The following is a 23,062-nucleotide window of genomic DNA, read 5'->3' on the forward strand; positions in this document are numbered from 1 at the left end:
ACCTCGTTTGCGTTCTCGCCAAGCCCGCCGTCTGCTAACACCTGCACAACGTCGATTGAGATTTCAAACCCTCGAATCGCGTCGAGTGTTGGCGGCCAATCCGGTCATCACCGAATTTGTCGCCAGTAATTCCTCTGGTTTGAAAGACGGCTACGGAGAAGATTCAGACTGGATTGAAATCCGCAATGATGGTGACGCTGCAGTTGATCTTGCCGGGTACCATTTGACAGACGATCCGAACGACTTGAATCAATGGGAATTCGCCACGTCGCGAGTCCTGGCGCCAGGCGAGTATCTGGTGGTTTTTGCATCGTCACGCGGGTTGATTGACCCGGCCGGTAATGAACACACCAATTTTTCATTGAGCAAATCGGGCGGTTATCTGGCACTGACCGCACCGGACCAGACGGTGATCAGCGAATTTGGTGACGACGGTGTTGATTACCCGCCCCAAGTCACAAACATCTCGTACGGCATTGCAGGCGCTGAATTGGTGGGACATCGCAGTGTCGCCCGCTACCTCGTACCGACGGATGATAGTTTGGGTCTGTCTTGGATCGAGAATGCTTTTGATGCCGCAGCCAATGGGTTCTCGTTGGGACGCGCCGCAGCGGGATACGAAAACAATACGGGCAGCGTGACCAGCTATGCCAGTCAAATTGAAACGACCGTTCCCGCCGGCACCACCAATCTTTACCAGCGGATTCAATTCGAAATCGATGATTCGAGCCAAGTCAATGACCTGCAGTTGAACTTGTACTATGACGATGGTGTGGTTGTTTATCTGAACGGGATAGAGGTCGTCAATCAAAACGCACCGACACCTCTCGGATACAACACGCCGGCAGTTGCTGACCATCCCGACACACAGGTGTTGGCAGGATTTAGTTTCAACTTAGAGGCCGTTGCCGGACTGTTGGTCGACGGCACCAATACGCTGGCAATCCACGCGCTCAATCGGCCTGGCAGCAGCGATTTCTTGATCGCACCACAACTGCTTTCTCAATCGATTGCTGGCGAGACAGGCTACCTGACGAGCCCTACCCCAGGTGCTGCGAATGCGTTGGACTTGCCCCTTGGGCCGACGGTGACTGATGTCCAATCAACCCCCGAATTGGCTGTCCAGAACCAATCGCTGACCATCACCGCAAACGTGAGTGATTTCACGTCGCCGCTGGTACCCAGTAGCGTGCGATTGCACTATCGGGTGATGTATCAAAACGAAGTCGAAGTCGTAATGACTGACGACGGTCAAGGCGCTGATGCGACGGCGGGCGACGGCGTGTTTAGCGCCACGGTTCCAGCCGCAGTACTCAATGCCGGTGAAATGGTGCGTTGGCGTGTCACCGCTGAAGACACTTTGGGAGTCGAAACAAACGAACCGCGGTTTCTCGATGCGGTCGATTCGGCACAGTATTTTGGCACCGTGGTGGCCGACCCGGGCATCACAACGGACTTGCCAGTGATGCAGTGGTTCCTGGAGAACCCGTCGGCGGCATCCACCAATGCCGGCACGCGGGCGTCGTTGTTCACCGGTGGCCAGTTTTACGACAATATCAATGTCAATAATCACGGACAGTCCACGCGGGGGTCAGCGTTTCCAAAGAAGTCGTTCGATTTTGATGCTAATTCCGGTGACAAATTTCGAGTCCGCGACGACCTCGATCGAGTCAGCGACTTCAATTTGCTGACCAACTATGCCGATCAAACCAAGTTGCGTCATTCGCTGATGTACGACCTGTTCGCACAAGCCGACTATGCGCATCATTTTGCATTTTCCACCGTTGTCTATCAAAACGGCAGCTTCTACGGACTATTTGACATCGTCGAAGAAGGCGACACCGAGTACCTGGATCGACTGGGGATGGATCCTGATAATCCGCTGTACAAAGTCAACAACGGATTGAACAACGCTTACACCAACGTTGAAAAGAAAAGTCGCGAATACGAGGACCATTCAGATTTCCAAGCGGTCGTCAACGCCGCTCAAAATCTTTCCGGTGCGGCTGCACGGACCTGGGATTTCGACCATCTGGATATCGCCGACATGGTCAATTACTTGGCCATTCACAATGTTGGATCCAGCAGTGATTTTGGTCATAAAAACATGTATTGGTACCGCGATACCAATGGAACCGGATTGTGGTCTGCCCTGCCATGGGACCAAGATCTGTCACTGGGGCATCAGTGGGATGCAAGCGTTTCACCACCCTATTTCAAAGATGATCTGGTCACGGATTTAAACATCTATCGGGGTGGCAATAGCGTATTCCAACGTCTGTACGCCAATCCGACATTCCGGGAAATGTACGTTCGCCGTGTGCGGACCTTGGCCGACCAGTTTTATGGTGTTCCCGGAAGCGACGCTACCGAAAGCTATTTGGCACAACACATTATCGAGTTGGAAGCACTGATCGCGGACGAAGCGATCCAAGATGCATCGTTGTGGGGAATTCATCCGAATTTCACACACACTCCTGCTGAAGCCGCCGATCAACTCATTGACGAATTCATCCCGCTTCGCCGCAGTTTCTTGGACAATCACGCGGATGTCCCATCATCGCAATCGGGAGCCCCTACTCTTTCGTTTGATGACGTGGACTACGATGCCGACCCGCTATCTGGGTTGCAGAGCGAAGAATATGTGCGTTTGAATAACCCCAATGGCTTTTCGGTGGATCTGTCCGGTTGGCGATTGGACGGTGGAATCGATCACACCTTCAAAGGCGGGACGGTGTTGCCGGCTGGCGGTGCGTTGTACGTGGTCAAAGATGTCGTGGCATTTTTGAATCGAACGAGCGGCCCGGGCGGCGGCCAAGATTTGTTCATCCAAGGCAATTACAACGGTCAATTGACGTTCAACGGAGAAACGGTCGAGCTGATTGCCGCCGATGGTACTTTGGTCGACACCCTGCAGACTCCGGTTGGCGCACCAACTTTCAACCAACAGTTTTTGCGCATCACCGAAATCCAGTACAACCCGCTGGTTGATGACACAGAGTTTATTGAGTTTGCCAACATCAGTCACAGCGCAGTACCGACCACCTTGGACTTGGCCGGCGTGACCATCACCGACGGTCCCAGTTCGCCATTTGTGTTTCCCGCTGGCACGACACTGGCCCCCGGCGAGCGACTATTGGTCGTCCAGGATAGCGATGCATTCCAGGCGGCCTATCCCGCCGTTGATGCGAATTCGATCGCCGGTGTCTATTTGGGAAATCTGAGTAACGGTGGTGAACAGTTGAAGGTGATTGACGCAGGAGGTGAAACAATTGTGGATCTTGAGTACGGCGACAGCGATCCCTGGCCGATGTCGGCCGATGGCACCGGCGCATCGCTTGTGCTGGAGGATCCCGCCGGAACTCCGCTGAATCGATTGGCGAAACCATACAGTTGGCGCGGTAGTGCCGAACCGGGCGGAACCCCCGCATCGGTCACCGCAAATCTGCGAGGAGTTGTGATCAACGAATTGCTGACTCACACCGATCCTCCGCAAAGCGATGCGATCGAACTTTACAATCCGACTGACAATGACATCCCCATCGGAGGATGGTTCCTAAGCGATTCGGCCAACCATCTGTTGAAGTTCAAGATCCCTGCTGGCACCGTACTGGTCTCCGGCGGCTACCTGACCTTTGACGAATCCGACTTTAATCCCACGCCGGAGAATCCCGGACCAAACGATTTTGCACTGAGTGGTTCTCAAGGGGATGAAGTCTGGTTGGTGATCGCGGATCCACTGGGCAACACGGTGATTGAGATGGTTGACCAGGTCTCGATCGGGGCGACGTTTAACGGTCAATCATTTGGTCGAGTTCCCAATGGCCAGGGACGTTTGGCGCCCCTGCAATCACCGTCGCTCGGATTTCCCAATGGCCCCCATCAAACCGCCGAGGTGTTGATCAGTGAGATTCACTACCACCCCTCGGAACCGTCACCAGCTGATTTACTGCTTGCCCCCGAAATGACTTCACAAGATCTGGAGTTTGTGGAAATCCACCATTGGGGCACAGAGACAAAGAACTTGACCAACTGGCGTTTGCGTGGAGACGTCGATTTCGACTTTCCCGCCGGAACCTTGCTGGCCGAGAATGGGCGATTGGTGTTGGTTTCATTTGACCCCGCCAGCCCGACCGATGCGAACCGTGTCGCAGCATTTCGCAACCACTTTGGGATTGATCCCAGCGTGCCACTTGCCGGACCCTTTTCTAGCTCGCTGGGCAATAGCTTTGGTCGGGTCGAACTGCAGCAACCCGATGACGCCCCCGCCGATGACCCCACGGTGATGCCGCGGGTCACAATTGACGAAGTTGTTTACGATGATTTGGCCCCCTGGCCGACTGCTGCTGATGGGGATGGTCAATCGCTACAACGGATTTCCGAATCCGCCTATGGCAATGCGGCAGACAGTTGGTACGCCGCCGTTCCAACACCGGGTATGCTCGGATATCGCCCCGCGGTCGAATCAATCACCATCAATGATGGGCAAGACCAGCGATCGAGTCTGACGTCGATCCACGCGACGTTCGATCGTCTTGTCGATCTTGATCCGTCCAACGTTCAGCTCGTACGGCGCTCCGATGGTCAGATCGTCAGTGGCCTGCTAATCAGCACTTCAGCGGTGTCGGGCAAGACGATCGCACAAATGACGTTTGACGAGAGCGCCGACGTCGTCTCACGCGACAGCGGGAATTCGCTGGTCGACGGATACTATGAATTACGAATCTCTGGAGACGCTGTCCATGCAAGTGAGGGCGGCACTTCAATGTTGTCGGCGGCGGAATTTGGCAATTCAGCAAACGATCGATTCTTTCGTTATTTTGGTGACGGCGACGGTGACGGTGACGTCGACGGACAAGACGCGGTTCGTATCGCCATGACCTTCCTGCAACCGCTTGCCAGTTCGTCGTTCGACGCTGCCTACGATTTTGACGGTGATGGCGATGTCGACTCGTTGGACTACGCTCAATTCAGCCGTCGATCCATGCGCGTGATCAAGTGGTGAACAGTGCAGCAAACAGGATCGTCGGATCAAGCGGTCATTGATTTTCGATAGTACTTTCGCCCGGCTTGTGCGGGAGCAAACGTCCGCTGCAATTCGTCTTTGTTTTTGCGAAACCAAGGCGCAACGGTTCCGAGAGTGTAGGGAAACGGGCCGTGGCCTCGATCCGCGCTGCTTTCCAGTGTGGCGCGCCACGCGTTGATCGTGGGCTTCAACGCGTGATAGCCATCGCGCCCAATCGGAGTCGCCGCTACGGCACTGATTTCTCCACAGTGAATCAAATACCAGTTATGACAACCGTCGTAGCCAGGCACGGCATAGACAAAACTAAACCGACGTCGCGCACCAGCCAGCATCGAGAGTTTCCGACAGACGTACTGCATTGACTTCAATGTTTCATGCGCACGACCTGCCAATTCGTACTGGCGATTGTCAGCAGCGGTCTGGATTTGATCCTGCAACTTGGTCAATGGTTCGTCATTGAACCCATCCATGAAACTCTCTGCCGCACTAACCCGTTCGTTGTACTGTGCCCGAGTGCAAGCGGCAGCGCAGGGGCCCAAACAAGTCCCAAGTTCCAGTCGCAAACAGCCCGGCCGATGGTCGATCTCGAATAACGACATCTGTTCGGCAAATTCAAACGTTTGTTGCTGAGAGCAATCGCGCAGCCCGAATACTTTGTTCAGCGTGTCGACGGCGTTGCTCATCCGCCTTGCCCCATAGAAGGGCCCTTGTAGGGACACATATTCCGCGGGAACTTTCGCCGAGAGAAAAAACTGGGCGGCCGGCGGTCGGCCCAAACACAGATACACCGGACGCTGGCGTTTGGGGATTCCCTGCACATTCCAGCGCGGTGTGAACAAGCGGATCAGCTGCTGTTCGCGTAACAAGGCCGCAAACTCACTCGGCTGGGTTTCCCACTGAATCGCACGGGTGTTCTCAATGATTCTGCCGCCCTTTTCGTCTTCGCTGGATGCACTGAAATAACTTAGCAACCGCGATCGCAAGGACTTGCTCTTGCCGACATAGATCAAATCGCCGCTGCGGTCGAGCATTCCATAGACACCGGGAACTCGCGGACAAGACTGCATCAATTGCAGCTTCAGTTCCTGCTTGGTTGTGCCGCCGATCGCTTCAATCGGTCGCGGACCACGCGGGTTAAACGGATCGACCCCGAATCCGAATTCCGAATGATTTGGTGACAATACGTCCATCGCAGATCCTCCTTGAAACAATTGCCCCCACAACGAATCGAGTCGCACAGTATGACGTATCACTGCAAAAATTGAAAATCGCTTTTTTCAAGGGCTGCACGAATGCCACTGCCCCCAGGGAGCCCGCAATGCTATCAATCATGAAGTTTCTGTGACGGCCAACCGAGAGTGCCAGGTGACGGATGACGTCAGTCGCACTGCAGGCTAGTATTCCCCCGCACCCTGGTTTGCGGGTAGTGGATCACCCAAGGAACAAGCTGACATGGAACACTCGATTGATCCGCAAATTCAACTGAACTACTGGCTATTGTGACGCTTTCCTATCGATATCAAATGAAACCAAACCTGTTGGCACTGTGTCTTTTTACGTCAATCGTTTTGCTATGTGGCGGCCAGTCCTCTGACGTGATGGCGACGGAACCTGTGTTCTGGCAGGCGCATCGTGGCGGTGGTGCCAATGATGCGCCCGATAACACGATGCGGGCGTTCACAACAACTTGGGAACTGGGTGGGATTCCAGAAGCGGATCTACGGACGACGACTGACGGGGTGATCCTGTGCTTGCACGACGCCACACTTGCACGCACGACAACGGCGCCCAAATCAATCGCCGACCGCAACGTCAAACAATTGACCTTCGCTGAAGTTCGCAACTGGGACGCCGGTATAAAATTCAGTCCAGACTATTCGGGTGAAACGGTGCCCTCGCTGGAAGAGGTGTTTCAGAAAATGCAGGGTCAACCGGATCGCCAAGTCTATTTGGACATCAAAGACGTTCAACTGAAGCAGCTAGGGGCACTGATCGATCGCTATGCCGTCAACAAACAGGTCTTGATTTGCAGCCCCCGCCAATCGGATTGCACGACGTTAAAACAGATTAGCAAAGACATACGAAGCATGATCTGGATCGGCGGATCGCCAGAGGATATCAAAACTAAATTCCAGCGTGTGGTCGATTCTAAATTCACCGGAGTCGATCAAGTCCAGCTCCATTTACACGATTCCGATGATCGACAATCCGGTCGCTATCAGATTAGTCCCGAGTTTTTAAAACAGGCCCTGAAAGTCACGAATGATGCGGGAATCGATTTCCAAGTTTTTCCATTCCACTTCGATGCCAGTGACGTGCACCAACTGTTGGATCTCGGCATACGATGGTATGTGACCGATGAACCCAAACGGTTTCAACAATCGGTCGTCAATTGGCAACAGAAGAACCGAGGGTAGCTCACATGGCGACACTTGATAAAGCTCTAGAAATCGCCGCAAAGGCGCACGCCGGACAAACCGACCGCCAAGGGCAACCGTACATTTTGCACCCGATCCGTGTGATGATGGGAGTCCAAGACGAAGCGGCTCGAATCGTTGGCATCTTGCACGACGTGGTCGAAGACACGGCGGTGACACTTGACGAGCTGCGCAGCGAAGGCTTTTCAGCACAGGTCATCGAGTCGCTCAAGCGGGTGACCCACCAGGATGGCCAAACCTACGCACAATACGTCGTCCAGTGTAAATCCGACGCCGTGTCACGCGACGTCAAACTATCCGACCTACGCGACAATGCCAATCTTTCACGACTCCGATTGCAAGCGAACTCGTTTGACCAAGATTCGGCAAGGATGCATCGCTACGCGCTCTCCTATCAGTTTCTAACCGATCAGATCAGTGAAAGTGACTACCTGCGACTGATGGGAGAGTTTGAAAAGTAACCCGATCCGGGCTACGGGGAAGGCGACTGTTCGCTGACAAGATCACTGATGGCAATTCGTTGGAATGTCAGCTGCGAGCGACTGCCTTCGTACAGAATCCCCACCGTCTTGTTATCGATCATTGACATGCATGAGTAGCCCGCGCTGGCGCCCTCGTCCAACAGCAGGCGATGGGAATCCGGCCAGGTGAGCCCGCGATCCGGCGATGCCTTGATGGTCAGATGGTGACGTCCGCGTGTGCTGTCAGGATTGGAAAAGAGCAGCCAATTCCCCACATCCGCACCAACTTCTCGATCAACATCAATCAGGCTGGCCATGCACGAACCAGGTTCAATCAGTGATCGCTGCGACGTCGAGTGTTGACGCCAAGTTTTACCAAGGTCGTCTGTGGTCATCACGACCCGCACAGAGCCACGGTTGTAGCGGCAATTCAACATCAACACGCCCGGTTCGATTTCGATGACTTGAGATTCGGTCGTGTCGTCGAACGCACCGGCACCAACATGCCAGGTGTTGCCGTGATCCTTGGAGTAAATAATCGTCGAGTGTGGCAGACGGTGGGCTTTCGCATCGTCGGGGTTTGGTGGGTCTTGATATTGAGCTGCAAAGACCAGCGTGCCGTCGTGCAAGGTAATTCCTTTCCCCGGCCCTTGCAGCAAGAAACACCATTCGGGACGTTTCACTTGGTGCGTGATATTGATCGGTTCCGACCAGGTGACTCCATCATCATCGCTGCGAACAAGCATCAATTGACCGGTTTGATCGGGCGTTAACCCGGGACCTGAACCGTGCCACGATCGGTTGCCGTGACTCCACGTCCCCGCAACCCAAAGGGTGCCGGTGTTTCTATCAACCAACACCGCCGGATCTCCCACGCCGTCATAACGCCAATCCGGATCGTCGCCCATGTCCATGATGATCTTCATCGGCTGCCAGGTGCGTCCGCCGTCAATCGAGCGCGACATCCCGACGTCAATGTCACCCGGCAAGTCACCCCCAGAACGCCGCCGGACGTCATAGACAGCGATCAATGTTCCCTGGTTTGTCGTTGCAAGACCCGGGATTCGATAGGTGTGGACTCCGTCATCACCAGCGTCGCGCACCGAGACGGCCAATCGTTGAACCGATGGATCGACAGCGAACGATTTAATTTCGCCATTTGAAAATGTGATCGAATCAATTTCTGCAGCCACCATACGGTCGATGTCAACGTTTTCCTTCAATTGGCCTGCCAGCCAGATGTAATTCTGCCCTTCGGCGAGTTGCTGCTTCCCATTGAAGGCGTGCAGTTTGCCAGTGCCAGTTGCTTGGGACTCGCCAAACTGCGTCGCATTGCGAAACGTCGAATCACTGCCGCTACAAAAGAGTTGAACGCTGTGGAATTCCGTCTCGGCCCCCTCGCCGACTATAGAAGCAGTGACTTTGGTGATCGAAAGTGGTTTTTGTGATCCCGTCGCCGTGATCTCCATTTTGACAATCGGGCTGGCAGCCGACCCAACCATCACAGGCAGTGTGAGTGGGATGGACTCAATTGCAGTGATCTGTTGGCGCGTCTGGGCAGTCAACGCGACATCGTCGACCACTGCACTGGTGAAGCCTGCCCACGGACCTAGCAGCATCAGCATGCCACCCACAAATGAAAGTCGAGAAATCAGCCTACGATACATGATTGGAAACTCAATGGAGTGGAGCGTTTGGAGGGGACAGGATGAGGCGAGGGTGTTTCATGATATTGGCAGGGAACCGTGAGTTAGCGTTCAACGGCTGATGAATATCCTCGTCTAGCCAGCTGACAAAGCCATTTTCATGATACGCATCCAGGAGCCAGCAGTCTTCGTTCGGCTCGAGTTCGTTCCGTCTCAGGCAATCCATTTAGATAGGCCAATCGTTTCCGAGCTAGGTAGACGAGTGCCAGAGTAGAATCCACCAGTTTAACGAAATTTCGCTTCCCCCCATCAATGGCCTGGTGATGGATCACGTCCCAGCTCTCGGGGGCCGTGTTTCCACACCTGGGATGATTCCGGAGCAACCTGCTAGACTGATCCGTCTGCAGCCAATGGTTTTCTGCGGTCGTCTCGTTCCCTCCGGCGGAAAAGAACCTTGCTCATCAGGACCAATTGGGATGGATCGCGAAGTATCGGTAACACGTTCCTTGTTGATGGGACTAAGCAGTGATGGCCTGGAAAATGTCTTGTCGGCATTCGAGCCGCGTAGTTACGAAGCCGGGGCAACAGTCATCACGGTCGGCGAAACCGGTGACGAACTGTTTCTGATCACGGCCGGTAAAGTCCGCGTGTGGTCGGGAGATGGTCCCTCCATCGTCGAACGCACCCTGAGTGTGATGGGGCCCGGTGAACATTTTGGCGAGGCTTCGGTGATCTCCCAATCCCCGCGGACAGCCACGGTGACGGCGGTGACCTATTTGGAAACGCTGGTCCTCTCGGGCGACGACTACCGACGATTGGTGAAAAGCTACCCTGAATTGCTGGAAAACCTTAGCCGTAGCCTGACCCGCCGGCTGATCCATATGAATTCGGCCTCGGCTCAACCCGCGGTGACTAAACGCGGGGTGCATTCGCTGGCGATCGTGATCGACGATCCCAGTGGCTGGCGGCTCGCAGAAGGCCTGCTGGGCCAATTGCGGCGCGAACAACAACTGGTCCAACCGATCTTGGTGACGGATTCTGATCTGCCGATCCCTGCACAGGAATTCGATCGCGACGCGATTTGTGTGCCCCCCAGCGAACTTGGTTACACGATCGCTGGACGCAGCAATCAGGCGCTCGCTGTGACCATCGCCAGCGGTCCGCAAGCCTGCCACGCGGCGGTCAAAGACTCCAACCGCGTGATCTTTGCTGCCAATGCCAACCAAGGGCTTTCCAGCACTGCCGACGAACAATTGCACTCGATCGCAGCACATCAGCGTCCGATCGTCGCGTTGATGTTTGACGGTGAATCGGACCAACGGCCTGAAATGGAAATCGCGGACACCTTGACCGTTCGCTGCCGATACCGTGGCCGGGGTACCGACAGCGTGTTTGACCCCGCATCGATCACGCGACTGCATCGTTCATTAGTGGGAAAACGCATTGGACTGGCATTGGGCGGTGGTGGCGCTCGGGGCATCGCACACATCGGAGTTCTAGAAGTCCTACGAAAACACGCGGTCGTGTTTGATTCGATTGCTGGCACCAGCGCCGGCGCGATTGTCGCCGCGGCGTACGGCGCCGGATTCGCGCCGACAGAGGTCGGCAACTTCTTTCGCGACGAAATGGTCCCGCCAAAGTTCATGGCCAGGCGGGCATCAACCCGTCGAATGTTTTTGTTGCACAGCTTTCGTGGCGGCCGATTTGAAACCAAACTGCGCCGCTATCTGCACGAGATGACCTTTGCCCAAGCCGATTTGCCGTTGGCCATCACTACGTTGGACTTGATCAGCGGGGAACAACAAATTCGTCGTTCTGGAGATTTGGTGCAATCGGTACTGCAAAGTATCAACCATCCCGTTTTCGGTCGGCCGATCATCCACCACGATCAGATGCTGGTCGATGGAGGCGTGCTGATGAATGTCCCCGCATCAGTGCTGCGCGGCGAAGGCTGTGACCATGTGATTTCAATTGACGTCGGATCGACACTGACGACAGACTACGCCAAAGACCGACACGGAAATCTGAAAACCCCCAGCTACCTGTCAACATTGCTGCGAACCATGGACATCAGTCGACGACATTCCAGCGCCCTGCACCGTGAAGAAAGCGACCTGATTATTATTCCGCAGACCAGCGATTACCGTATCGAGGATTTCCATGCCGTTGATCCGCTAATCGACGCGGGACGTCAAGCTGGCGAAAACGCGATCGAACGTGTGAAACGTGTGATCGACAACCTTCAACCGAGCGACGAGATCGCATGAGCATTCCTAATTCATCCGATTTACCCTCCGCTGACGAGCGGCTGGTTCAACAAATCCGAGACGGTGACTCCGACGCCTGGCAAGCGTTGATCGATCGATACGAAGGCCGTCTATTGGCCTACACCCGCAGTCGGATTCGCGACTCTGCCGCTGCTGAAGACATTGTCCAGGAGGCGTTTGTCGGCTTCCTGATCAGTTTGCCTAACTATGACGGAGCGCGACCACTGGAAAGCTACCTGTTTTCCATCTGTGCCTACAAACTGACGGACCATTTGCGACGCGAAGGACGACGCCCGGCGATGCAAATGCATGGCCGCAGTAGTTCGATGGGCGAGTTCGAGATGCCCGGCAGCGCCCGCGTCGCCAGTTCCATCGCTCGTTCGGTCGAACGAAAACGACTGGAGGAGCACCTGATCCGTGATGCCATCGGTGAACAGATTGATCGTTGGAAACACTCTTCCAATTGGAGCAAATTGCAGGCGATCGAATTGATGATTGTTCGCGGTTGGGGGAACAAACAAGTCGCCGAATCACTGGGATTGAGCGAACAACAGGTGGCAAACTACAAAAGTGATTTTCAGATTCGTTTGAAAGCCATTATCAAGCGTGCGGAATTGGACGACAGCGTGTTTCCCGAATTGGCAGCCGAGTGAACGAATAACGTTCTCACTTCCCGATGCTGCCCATCTCACCTTCGCCCTGGCTGGGACGGACACGTTTTGTCATCATTCTTAGGTTCAGAAACTCCACCATCAGACTAAATGCCATTGCAAAGTAGATGTATCCTTTACTGATCGGTGTGCCGACGGCCTCACTGACCAGCACCACGCTGATGAGGATTAAAAACGAGAGAGCCAACATCTTTACGGTCGGGTGGTTTTGGACGAATTCACTGATTTGATTTGCGAACGCGATCATCACGCCGACGCTGATCACAACCGCGGCGACCATGATCGGAATGTGTTTGGCCATTCCAACGGCGGTGATCACCGAATCAAGCGAAAAAATGACGTCCATCAACGCGATGCGAAACAGCACACCGCCGATGGTGATTTGCCCACGATTGGAACTTGTGACAGGATCGATTCCATCGCTCCCGCCGCCTTCGTCGCCCGGCAGGTTGCCCAGTTCTGATTCCTCTTCGCCGCCTTCGATCTTGTGATGGATTTCACGGACGGCGGTCCACATCAGAAACAGTCCGCCGGTCATCAAAATCAGGTCCTTGCCGCTGACCTCATTGGCCTCTTCATTCTCGTGAAGGTACTCGGCCACCGACTCAAATGGCATCAGGTCCGATAAATAGAACAGCGGGTCGACCAATTGCATCAGGTATCCGATGCCCAACAGCAACAGAATCCGCATTCCCATCGCCAACAGCAATCCGAACCGTCTGGCGAACGATCGTTTTTCCTCGGGCAGTCGCCCTGTCACGATGGCGATGAAGACAATGTTGTCGATGCCGAGGACAATCTCCATCAGCGTCAACGTTAACAACGCGATCAAAGCATCGCCGCTCCAAAGCGCACTCATCTCCGCGACCACCATGTTTTGACTCCGTCAGTCCATCAATTCGCACGAATCCACGGGGACGCCAACCCGACGACCCCCATCAACATCAACAGCACCAGCGTAACGCCTCGCAATCGTTCCCGTCCCAGCCAGTTGCCGAATTTAAGTCCGACCGAGGTGACCAGTAACAGGATCGGGATCGCCGCCAAAGCCCCGACCGCAGGATCAATCAGTCTTGTTCCAAAAAACAGGAACAACATCACGATCGCCGGCGCCAAACTGATCAGATACATAGCAAACAAAAATCCGCGGATTTGGCGAGTGTTCCAATCGTGCGCGGAAACCCAAAACACCATTGCCGGCCCGCCCATGCCGACCAAGCCCTGCAAAAAACCAGACAACGGGAATGCAATCCAGCTCCAAATCGGCGACAGTTTTTCTCGGGGCACCGGGCGGTAAAAAATCGTGGCCAGTGTGGCGACCAAAACGACACCGCCGACAAACTGGCGAATTCGCTCGGTCGGGAACGAGTGCTCGATAGCAATCAACGCCACAATGCCGATGGGAAAGAACATCAACCGGCCCAGGCCAGGCCATAGCAAACGTTTGGGAACGATCGAATCACGCAACGAATACACGCCAAACAGGTTTTGCGGGATCGTCGCAACCAGCAGCGCCATACTGGCTTCGGGAATGGCATAGCCCATCCACAGTAACGTGGGCACGATCAACATTCCTGCGGCAAACCCGGCCGCAGCCTGAACAAACACCCCGATTGCGAGGACCGCCGTGACGCCCAGCCAGGGAATCAATTCAGGCATCCACTCATCCTCGTTTGAACCACAGAACGCTCCGTTAGGCGTCGTCTGACGAGGCCGTATCACCACCGGAAGGTTGGCCCGCTGTTGCGGCCGCGTCCAATTGTCCGGCTTCGAATTCCTTCAGCAGCCGGTCCAATATCCCGTTGACGAACCGCGGACTATTTTTGTCGCCGTAGCGTTTGATCAGCACGACCGCTTCATTGACCGCGACGCGTCCGGGCGTCTCGCTGTGCAAGATTTCATAACCGCTCATCCGCATCACATTGCGGTCGGTGACGGCCATCCGTCCGAGCGCCCAACCTTTGGCCAAACGTCCCAAATGGCGGTCAATTTCGTCGCGGTGTTTGAGCGTCCCGAACAACAGGCTTTCGGAAAACGCCGTGAGGGCTTTGCGGCCCTGCAAGCGGGATTTGATGAAACGACGCGCCGAAACCTCATCGCGAGACCCGTTGATATCGGCTTCATAGAGCAGTTGTAGAACGATTTCACGAGCGCGACGGCGGGTGGACATGCAGGACTCGTTCGCTAGGTCGAGCGAAACGCACGGGAATTTTCGGACGGAGATGGGTTTGTTGCTGCGATTGTAAGCCCGCCCCGCCGCCGCGCCGACTGACCCAACAAAAATTGCCGTTTACCGCGGTTTGCCGCCCCCTAGCACTGCACAGCGTGTGGTAGCGGTCGCGCGCGTTACAGGGGGACGGAGGTCATGACCGCACAGCCAATTTCAAGGAAAATTCGCGGATGCCTAAACACAGCTTGACGAATCCGCCGACGCACTGATAATACCGCCCCTGTGACAGCAACATCGACCGCTCAGTCGGTCGCCGCGTCACAGATCCCCTGGCGTGACAGCCAGACAAAAATGGGGGTATAGCTCAGTTGGGAGAGCGACGCGCTGGCAGCGCGTAGGTCGTCGGTTCAAGTCCGTCTACCTCCACTAAAAAGCGAAAAGCCGTTGATCGAAACGATTGGCGGCTTTTTTTGTAGACGTTTCGGCGCCAAAGACAAATTTGCAAAGGCTCATTTCACCTGCGGAATTCGTCAGCGCCGGTTGCGCATTCTCCGGCTGCTCGCACATCTCAATCCAATCCGATTCATTTCCCGACGCAGGAACCGTCGTTTTTAAGCATTGTTTCGGACGTGCTTGACGTTGGTTCATCAGCGGCTTTGACGTCGCATGATTAGCGTTCGACGATGATTTTCGTCTTTGCTATGTTCCGCCCCTCACTTCGCAGCAGGCTGAACGTCACTTTCGCTTGCGTCCTTTCAGCGATTCCGCTTGCGAACGCCAGATCAATTCTGTTTCGTTGCGGTTGCCAGTTCGACGGAGATACGATTCCTCGGGGTCATCGAGACGCCGATACTGAGGATCGCCGTGGGCGGCTGTAAAATGTTTCTCGCGCACGGTCGCGTACCAGGTCTCCCATTGTCGTTGAAGTCGCGACGCAATTCGCGGGTATTGCTTGCTGACATCATTGAGTTCCGTGCGATCTGTCGTCAGGTTAAATAATTGCCAGGCTTGGTCCCAATCGGTGGTCAATTTCCAGCCCTCGCTGACGATCGCCCGATTGTGAAAAAGATGAAAATAAAGCGCCTGGTGTGATTGGCGTTTCTGATCGGTCAACAGTGGCCGAAGACTGATTCCGGGCAGCGGTCCGAGCGATTGTTCCGTTTTAAAGTTGGGTTGCGAAATATTGTCGCCCTTGCCAACGTCCATGCAGGTCGCCATCAAGTCAATGATGTGGCACGGCTGATCGGTGATGCTGTTCGGTTGCCTTACGACCGCCGGCCATGAGGCGATGCAGGAAGTTAAGACACCGCCGTTTCCCATTTCAACCTTATGGCTGTGGAACGGAGTGTTGCTTGCGTTCGCCCAACCGAGTCCCACCCAATAACCGTCTTTGCCGGCTCCCGAGGGACCGAGCAGGGCGGCGGGCGTCTGCGGGACGTTTGTGACGTCTTCGGCACTGCCTCCGTTGTCGCTAAGAAAAATGACCAGCGTGTTGTCTTCAGCACCCATTTGACGAACTTTGCCTAAGACTCGTCCAATGGCTTGATCCATTCGGTCAACCATTGCCGCATAGATCGCCATACGAGTCGCTTCGTATTCCTGCTCGTCATCACGCAGTGAATCCCATGCGGGCACGCTGGACTGTCTTGGCGACAACTTCCATTGCGGGCGTGTGATTCCCAGTTCAAGCTGCTTCTGATAGCGCCGCTTGCGGATTTCGTCCCATCCGACTCGATAGGCGTGCCGGTATTTCGCAATGTCTTGCGGCAAAGCGTGCAGCGGGGAATGCGGTGCGTTGAAGGCGAGATAAAGAAAGAACGGTGTGTCCGTATTCTGAGTCTGATGTTCGTCCAGGAACTGAATCGCGAAGTCCGCATTCGCATCAGTCATGTAGAAAGGCTCTTCGGGGTTCTCCTTGTACGGTTTTTTATCAAGTCGTTGCGTTGGCGTGCACCGGAAGTAGTGGCTGCCTCCGCCCAAATGACCGAAATAACGGTCAAACCCGCGATCGACCGGATTCCCGTCCAAATGCCACTTGCCCACCGCGAACGTCGCGTAACCAGCGGACTTCATCAATTCACCCATCGTCTGCCCACGTTTGACGCCAAATCCTGCGTTCTGCCAATAGTGACCACTCATCAGACAGGCCCGTGTCGGTTCACACTTGGCGGCGTTGTAGAACTGAGTGAATCGCAGGCCCTGAGTCGCCAAGGCGTCCAGATTCGGCGTTGCAATTTCACTGCCGTAACAACCCAGATCGGAATAGCCCATGTCGTCCGCCAGAATGATGACAACATTGGGACGCTCGGACGCCTCGGCCAGCGACGTGATCGCGACGACAAAAAGCAGAACGAATTGAAAGAGTGTTTTCATGCTTATTCAAAAGAGGATCGGCGCAGGTTGACTGGCATGCCTCTTTGCAGCCATACCAGCTAGAAACGCAAGCGAGTGATGTGACGTGATCGCTAGCGTCCGGTTCCCTGGACTTTCCAACGATAAACCTCTCGCCCGTCGCCGGTCGTGAGTCGAATGTTGGACAGCGTGATCTGACCTTTTGCGGTGGCGGGATCGATGCGGACAGCGAGTACGGGGTGTTCGGCTGACCAAGCAATGCTGTACTCATGCGAAATGCCATCGTGCTGGACATCGAATGGCTTGCTACGATCACGGAAGAATGTCGGCGTAACACCTTGCTCCTGCCAGAACACTTGCCCTGCCCCCGCTGCGTTAGAACTCATCGTGAATGTCAGCACCAGTGACCGATCGGTCACGGCAACGGGTAGCTTGTAGCTTAGATGCGGATCGCCACCGTCACTCGCGACACGCAGCAAACCGTCTTTCAGCGAGAGTTGGCAGGTCCCACCGGCTTGCCACCCGGCGACAGTTTTTTGTCGAGAACGAGCAGGGCTCTTTGAGTTCTTTCCGGTACCTTTCAACGAAGCTTTGCCGATCAATTCGGGACGAAACTTCGATGGATCAAACTTGGGATTGGGCAGCGGAACGATCGCGTTGGTGTCGGTCAAAAATTGTTCGATCAACTCGTCCAGCTCACGTACTCGATCAGGCTGACGATCAGCGAGGTTATCGACTTCACCAATGTCGTTCGTCAGATTGAACAATTTGTAATCGTGCCGGCCTTTGTCGCCGCCATAGAAGATACGGATTAGTTTCCAGTCGCCTGCGTGGACACTGACCGATGGGGGCAGCCAATCGGGGACGCCCGGCGCATGTGGAAAGTAGGTGAAGATCGCTTCACGATCGAGTGTCTGGCCCTCGAGAGCGGGCACGATGCTGATGCCGTCGAAATTCTGTCCCGGCTGGGCATCGATCTTTAAAAGTTCTAACAGCGTGGGGTAGAAATCACTGCTTTGAATGACTTCGTCGCTGCGTGATCCGGGTTTGATGTGATCCGGATAGACAACGATTGCCGGCCCGCGCACCCCACCTTCGTACATTGTGGCCTTGCCGCCGCGTAGTGGAGTATTGCTCGTTGGCGACGTTCCATCGATTTCGTTGTACATATTGCCGCCGTTGTCCGAGGCAAAAACGATGATCGTGTTCTCTGCGACACCCATCCGATCGAGCGTATCCAGCAGCGTCCCGACCGCGTCATCCATGCTCTCGACCATCGCGGCATATGTGGGGCTGCGCTGTGTGTTGTCAGGGTCCACCTGCTGTCGATACTTGTCGATCAGAGAGCGTTTGGCATCAAACGGTGCGTGGACGCTGAACATCCAATAGTTCAGAAAGAATGGTTTGTCGGTGTGTTGTTCGATGAACGCGACGGCTTCTTTCGCCATGCGGTCTTCGATGTGTTCGTTGGGGATATCAGGGTCATGATCAAAATCTTTGAACTTCCAGGGCGCGACGTAGCTTCCAGCCGGTCCTGGACCGGGGTGGTGTGGAACGTCGACATCGAACCCCTGTTCCAGCGGCGAATAGGGTTCGGCCCCTAGATGCCACTTGCCAAAGTGCCCCGTTGCGTAGCCGTTGTCATGGAACATTTCGGCCAACGTGTAATAGTCGGTATTCAAACGCGACACCGAACTTGGGATCGTGCATTTCTGATTTGGGGGGCCAGTATCGGTGGCGGTTGCCGCCAGAGTGACTTTGGGCAGGTGACAGTTTGGCGAAGTGATTCCATGGCGCGCGGGACTGAGTCCGGTTAGCACGCTGGCCCGGGTCGGCGAGCACAAGGGACTGGACGAGTAGGCTCGTGTGAAGGTCATGCCACGTTTGGCCAGACGTTCGATGTTCGGCGTCTTGTAAAACGATGTCGTGCCGAACAGCGTCGTGTCGCTCCACCCCAGATCATCAGCGAGGATTAAAACGACATTGGGTTTTGATTCAGCATGCACCGGAGCTGGTAGAATACCGACAACGATCATGCAGATCAGAATCGCAAGGCGTAACGACGGGGGAAGCATTGAGCGGTGTGTCATTTCAGAATGGGTGTTCACGAAGTTTCCGGTCTTTTTTAAAGCGGAAACAATCCAACACGGATGTCGAAAACGCCGCTTTTCCAACTCAATATGCCGACCAAAGAGCGATCTCACAGCGAAACCATAAGAAATGAAGAGTTTGGCGAAATTTAGAAAATCGGTGGTTTCGTTGTGAGAATCAATGGGTGCCGGCATTTTAGTTGAGGTCCCATCGTCAACAGGACTTTCGACAGCAGAGCATCGTTGTCTGATTCAATCGAAACACAGCAGGCATTACAGAAAGTTCGATCGGGTGACCGTGAAGCTTTCCGTTTACTGGTGCGCGAACATAGCCTGATGATTCGCAGCTACCTTGGCAGCCAGCTGCATCGCGTTGACGAGATGGACGATCTGGCTCAGGAAGTCTTTCTCAAGGCGTTTCGCAATTTGGAACAATACGAATCCGGCAGCAACTTTCGGGCGTGGCTTCGTGGCATCGCCCGCAATGAACTTCGGATGCACTTTCGAGCCGCCGTCCGTCGCCACAGCAACGAAGCGAACTTTCGCGAAGCGGTTTCGAGGGTGATCCAGCAGGATCTCGAACACCATGCACAACAGCAAACCGACGCGGCAATCGAATCGCTGTTGCGTTGTGTGAGTCGTTTGCCGGAACGCATGCGGCGCGTCGTTCGAGCCGGATTGGACGGGCAAAAGGCGAAGTCCGTCGCAGCTGAAATGTCCAGTTCAGTGGGAGCAGTTTATAACCTGCACTATCGAGCCAATGAGCTATTGCGTCAGTGCGTGCAGAAGGAGATAAGCTGATGGACGCGGACCTGCAGAAACTGTTGAGCGCGTGGCTGACGGGAGACGTCGACGACACCGCATTGGCCCCACCGTTAGAAAGACTTCGCACGGATGAAACCTTTCGTCGTGCGTTTGTCGCTGAAATCAGTCTGTTGGGACAGCTGAAAGCCGTGCAGTCCAGCGAGCCTCGATGGCTTGAACTGGAGGACTTGATCGGTGCGCCGATAGGCAGTCTCGCGAATGAATCCGATTTTGAATCGCGCGTGATGGACGGGATTGCCAACGAGCCACGTGTGCGAACATCGATGTCCGGAAACATGTTTCAACCAATCGTTCTGGCTGCCGGGGCGGTCGCAGCACTTCTGTTGGTGACGGTTTTCTATTGGCAAAACCAGCACAGCGTGCCCGCGGAACCTGTGCCGAACCAAATTGCAACTCGTGTGGACACAACGCGTAATACCGAGTCAGTGCTGTCGGAGGATTCTGTTGGAGCGGTAGCCGTGCTCAGTCAATCGGTCGATGCAAAGTGGCATGGATCAACGCGACCGGTCATCGGCGACCCGCTCGCAGTAGGCGATTTGCGCCTTTTGGCAGGCACCGTTCAGATTGAATTTCTCTCGGGAGTCAGGCTGCTGCTACGCGGGCCGGCCGAAGTTGAGTTGCGTGCGGCCGACGAAATGGTGCTGCGAGAAGGATCGGCAAGTTGCTTTGTGACTGAAATGGGGCGTGGATTTCGAATCATTACCAAAGACATGGATGTGATCGACGTGGGGACGGCATTTAGCATTGACGTTGGAAGTGACCGACCGCCTGAAGTGCACGTTTTAGAAGGTTCGGTTGAGATCGTCGCCCCGCAGACAGACATGCTGGCCTTGAACGAGCATCAGGCAATACGGATGACTGCCGTCGGTCCAGAGCGGGTTGCTTATTCGCCAAACCGTTTTCCGCAGCCCGCTGACCTAAGGAGACAACAGCTTGAAAGTGGAAAACGCCGGTACGAACGGTGGCAGCAACAGGCTCGTGATTTGACGGATGACCCCGCGGTGCTACTGCACTACACCTTTGAAGATTCTGATCCGGGCTCTCTGGAAGTCCGCAACATTGCCACTGACGGCGACGATGTGACTGACGGCGTCATCATCGGTTGCGACTGGACGGCTGGACGATGGGCGTCGAAGCGAGCGATCCTTTATCGCAACGCCGGTGATCGGGTCCTGTTTCAGGTCCCAGGTGCCTATCAAGCACTGACCCTGCTTGTTTGGGCGCGCGTCGACGCTTTGACGCAACAAACCACGTCTCTGCTGATGACCGAATCTCCACTTCGTCGTGCCCGCTTTGCTCCAGCGGGAAATCGGATGATTGAGCAGGCATTGAGACGACGGTCGACATCGAATGTCCAAACGGTTCGTTGGGAATTAACGCAACAGCAGACCAACAGCGCCTTCAACGTCGGCTACGGCAGCAACGTCCCCAAAAACTGGACGTACCACACATCCGTCGCCCCTAATTCAGCCATCCACCCCAACAACTGGGGGCAATGGTCATGTTTTGCTGTGACGGCAAACGTGAAAACAGGGGATATCGTTCACTATGTCAATGGCGTTCGAACTGGAACCGGCAATCTGACGAACACGTCAGCGCTGTTGCTGGACTTTATGGAACTCGGCAACTTCGGAGCCTCTGCAGACGAAATCCGACGCAGTTCCGGACGCTCGCAGCGGCGTTTCTATGGCGCGATCGACGAAGTCCTGATCGCCAACCGTGTGTTCGACGATTCTGAAATCGAATCGATCTGGATGTCGGGCAAGCCGTAGCGGGACAGTGGCAGTTCGTTCGCCGGCGCCGCGTTCTGGATGAGATTGCTCACCTGCCCTCCGAAGAACCTGAATTGCCTGGCATGGAAGCCTTGCTAGCCGAGTCCTATAATCCCCTGCCGAAGCGCACAATGCACCAGCCCTAGCGGGCACAAATCATCTTCAAGGAGTTCTCATCCGGTGAGCAACGAGATCGAAAAAACAATCATCATCGGCAGTGGACCTGCCGGCTGGTCAGCCGCCATCTATGCTGCCCGTGCCAATTTGAACCCCGTCGTTTACGAGGGCACGGTGAAACCCGAGATGATTCCACTGGGGCAACTCGCATTCACCACTGAAGTCGAGAATTACGCAGGTTTTCCAGCGGGAAACGTTCGCGCGTTCGTCGAATCCGCGGTGGATAAAGACCGTCATTGGAATCTACCGCCGGCACCGCAAGGCCATGAAAAAGACGGCCAGCCCCACTATGCGGTGCAAGGGGTGGAGTTGATGGAGTTGATGAAACAACAAGCGTTGAACTTTGGGACCCGTGTGATCGGTGAAGATATCGTTAGCGTTGATTTTGGATCGGATGTGCACAAGCTGACCACCAGTGGCGGCGACACGGTGCAAGCCAAAACGGTGATCATCGCAACCGGTGCACGAGCCAACTATTTGGGGCTGCCCAGCGAAGAAGATTACAAGAATAAAGGTGTCAGCGCTTGTGCGGTCTGTGACGGGGCGCTACCGATTTACCGTGGCAAACCATTGGCCGTCGTCGGCGGGGGTGATTCCGCGGTGGAAGAAGCCACCTATTTGGCCAATCTGAAAGGCGCCGCAACGATCAGCCTGTTGATCCGACGTGACGAAATGCGTGCCAGTAAAGTGATGCAGGATCGCGCACTGAACCATCCGAACATCGAAGTGTTATGGAACACCGTGGTGGATGAAGTTCAGGGTGACGGAAAACTGGTCAACAACTTGCGGGTCAAAAGCACACTGGATGATTCGGTTCGTGATTTGCCAGTTGGCGGAATGTTTGTGGCGATCGGCCACACCCCGAACACCAGCTTCCTAGACGGCGCGGTGGAGATGAATGAATCCGGCTACATCCGCTGGACGAAAGCGTTCCGCACCCACACGTCGGTGACCGGAGTGTTTGCCGCCGGTGACGTCGCCGACGACTATTACCGCCAGGCGATCACGTCGGCCGGAACCGGTTGCATGGCCGCGCTGGACGCCGAGCGTTACTTGGCTGAATTGGAATAGCATCGAATTACGTGCAGAAAACAAAAAACGCGACCGGGCATTCCCCGGTCGCGTTTCGTTTTGGTCCGCAGCGGATTCTATTCCGCTGTTGGCGTC

Annotated in this window: 16 protein-coding genes and 1 tRNA gene; 9 read left to right on the forward strand and 8 right to left on the reverse strand. The window is 55.0% G+C overall.

Going from position 1 to position 23,062, the window contains the following annotated elements:
• Positions 1-55: 55 nt before the first annotated feature.
• On the forward strand, positions 56-5,005 hold the full coding sequence (locus NHH03_RS02650) for a lamin tail domain-containing protein (protein WP_253154190.1): 4,950 nt from the start codon (positions 56-58) through the stop codon (positions 5,003-5,005).
• Positions 5,006-5,031: 26 nt separating this feature from the next.
• Here the strand turns inward: NHH03_RS02650 and NHH03_RS02655 are convergent, their stop codons facing one another.
• Positions 5,032-6,216, reverse strand: coding sequence for a GIY-YIG nuclease family protein (locus NHH03_RS02655; RefSeq protein ID WP_253154191.1), 1,185 nt, complete (start codon positions 6,214-6,216; stop codon positions 5,032-5,034).
• Between the two features lie 333 nt (positions 6,217-6,549).
• Here NHH03_RS02655 and NHH03_RS02660 point away from each other — a divergent pair, with 333 nt between their 5' ends.
• Together NHH03_RS02660 and NHH03_RS02665 are read left to right on the forward strand one after the other, a co-directional pair.
• The gene (locus NHH03_RS02660; protein ID WP_253154192.1) at positions 6,550-7,443 is read left to right on the forward strand and encodes a glycerophosphodiester phosphodiesterase; all 894 of its coding nucleotides are present in this window, start codon (positions 6,550-6,552) and stop codon (positions 7,441-7,443) included.
• A 5-nt stretch (positions 7,444-7,448) separates the two neighbouring features.
• Positions 7,449-7,925 carry an HD domain-containing protein gene (locus NHH03_RS02665; protein WP_253154193.1) on the forward strand — a complete coding sequence of 159 codons (477 nt, stop codon included), beginning with the start codon at positions 7,449-7,451 and terminating at the stop codon, positions 7,923-7,925.
• Positions 7,926-7,936: 11 nt separating this feature from the next.
• Here NHH03_RS02665 and NHH03_RS02670 read toward each other — a convergent pair whose 3' ends face one another.
• Positions 7,937-9,592 carry a sialidase family protein gene (locus tag NHH03_RS02670; RefSeq protein WP_253154194.1) on the reverse strand — a complete coding sequence of 552 codons (1,656 nt, stop codon included), beginning with the start codon at positions 9,590-9,592 and terminating at the stop codon, positions 7,937-7,939.
• A gap of 455 nt (positions 9,593-10,047) precedes the next feature.
• Between NHH03_RS02670 and NHH03_RS02675 the strand changes: the two genes are divergently transcribed.
• Entirely contained in the window at positions 10,048-11,838 is a 1,791-nt protein-coding gene (locus NHH03_RS02675; RefSeq protein WP_253154195.1) for a patatin-like phospholipase family protein, read from the forward strand.
• Complete coding sequence (locus NHH03_RS02680) at positions 11,835-12,491, forward strand: RNA polymerase sigma factor (RefSeq protein ID WP_253154196.1); 657 nt, start codon at positions 11,835-11,837, stop codon at positions 12,489-12,491. The genes NHH03_RS02675 and NHH03_RS02680 overlap by 4 nt, the downstream gene beginning before the upstream one ends.
• 13 nt (positions 12,492-12,504) lie before the next feature.
• Here the strand turns inward: NHH03_RS02680 and NHH03_RS02685 are convergent, their stop codons facing one another.
• Genes NHH03_RS02685 through nusB form a run of 3 tightly spaced genes read right to left on the reverse strand, consistent with a single transcriptional unit; the run spans position 12,505 to position 14,679 of the window.
• Positions 12,505-13,368: a TerC family protein gene (locus NHH03_RS02685; protein ID WP_253154197.1), complete on the reverse strand. Its 864-nt coding sequence runs from the start codon at positions 13,366-13,368 to the stop codon at positions 12,505-12,507.
• Positions 13,369-13,403: 35 nt separating this feature from the next.
• Positions 13,404-14,168 (reverse strand): sulfite exporter TauE/SafE family protein, encoded by a 765-nt coding sequence (locus tag NHH03_RS02690; RefSeq protein WP_253154198.1) that lies wholly within the window; start codon positions 14,166-14,168, stop codon positions 13,404-13,406.
• Positions 14,169-14,202: 34 nt separating this feature from the next.
• Positions 14,203-14,679: a transcription antitermination factor NusB gene (nusB, locus tag NHH03_RS02695; RefSeq protein ID WP_253154199.1), complete on the reverse strand. Its 477-nt coding sequence runs from the start codon at positions 14,677-14,679 to the stop codon at positions 14,203-14,205.
• Between the two features lie 353 nt (positions 14,680-15,032).
• Between nusB and NHH03_RS02700 the strand changes: the two genes are divergently transcribed.
• Positions 15,033-15,105, forward strand: a tRNA-Ala gene (locus NHH03_RS02700).
• Here NHH03_RS02700 and NHH03_RS02705 read toward each other — a convergent pair.
• The 3 genes from NHH03_RS02705 to NHH03_RS02715 all read right to left on the reverse strand — a co-directional run bounded on the left by NHH03_RS02705 (position 15,106) and on the right by NHH03_RS02715 (position 19,121).
• Complete coding sequence (locus NHH03_RS02705) at positions 15,106-15,327, reverse strand: hypothetical protein (RefSeq protein ID WP_253154200.1); 222 nt, start codon at positions 15,325-15,327, stop codon at positions 15,106-15,108.
• A gap of 87 nt (positions 15,328-15,414) precedes the next feature.
• Complete coding sequence (locus NHH03_RS02710; RefSeq protein ID WP_253154201.1) at positions 15,415-17,052, reverse strand: arylsulfatase; 1,638 nt, start codon at positions 17,050-17,052, stop codon at positions 15,415-15,417.
• Positions 17,053-17,144: 92 nt separating this feature from the next.
• Positions 17,145-19,121: a sulfatase gene (locus NHH03_RS02715; protein WP_253154202.1), complete on the reverse strand. Its 1,977-nt coding sequence runs from the start codon at positions 19,119-19,121 to the stop codon at positions 17,145-17,147.
• Positions 19,122-19,364: 243 nt separating this feature from the next.
• Between NHH03_RS02715 and NHH03_RS02720 the strand changes: the two genes are divergently transcribed.
• From NHH03_RS02720 to NHH03_RS02730, 3 genes are all read left to right on the forward strand, one after another.
• Positions 19,365-19,922: an RNA polymerase sigma factor gene (locus NHH03_RS02720; RefSeq protein ID WP_253154203.1), complete on the forward strand. Its 558-nt coding sequence runs from the start codon at positions 19,365-19,367 to the stop codon at positions 19,920-19,922.
• Positions 19,922-21,718: a LamG-like jellyroll fold domain-containing protein gene (locus tag NHH03_RS02725; RefSeq protein WP_253154204.1), complete on the forward strand. Its 1,797-nt coding sequence runs from the start codon at positions 19,922-19,924 to the stop codon at positions 21,716-21,718. The genes NHH03_RS02720 and NHH03_RS02725 overlap by 1 nt, the downstream gene beginning before the upstream one ends.
• Positions 21,719-21,898: 180 nt before the next feature.
• Entirely contained in the window at positions 21,899-22,966 is a 1,068-nt protein-coding gene (locus tag NHH03_RS02730) for an NAD(P)/FAD-dependent oxidoreductase (RefSeq protein WP_253154205.1), read from the forward strand.
• Positions 22,967-23,062 lie beyond the last annotated feature (96 nt).

Source organism: Stieleria tagensis, from assembly GCF_024129865.1.
GTDB lineage: Bacteria > Planctomycetota > Planctomycetia > Pirellulales > Pirellulaceae > Stieleria > Stieleria tagensis.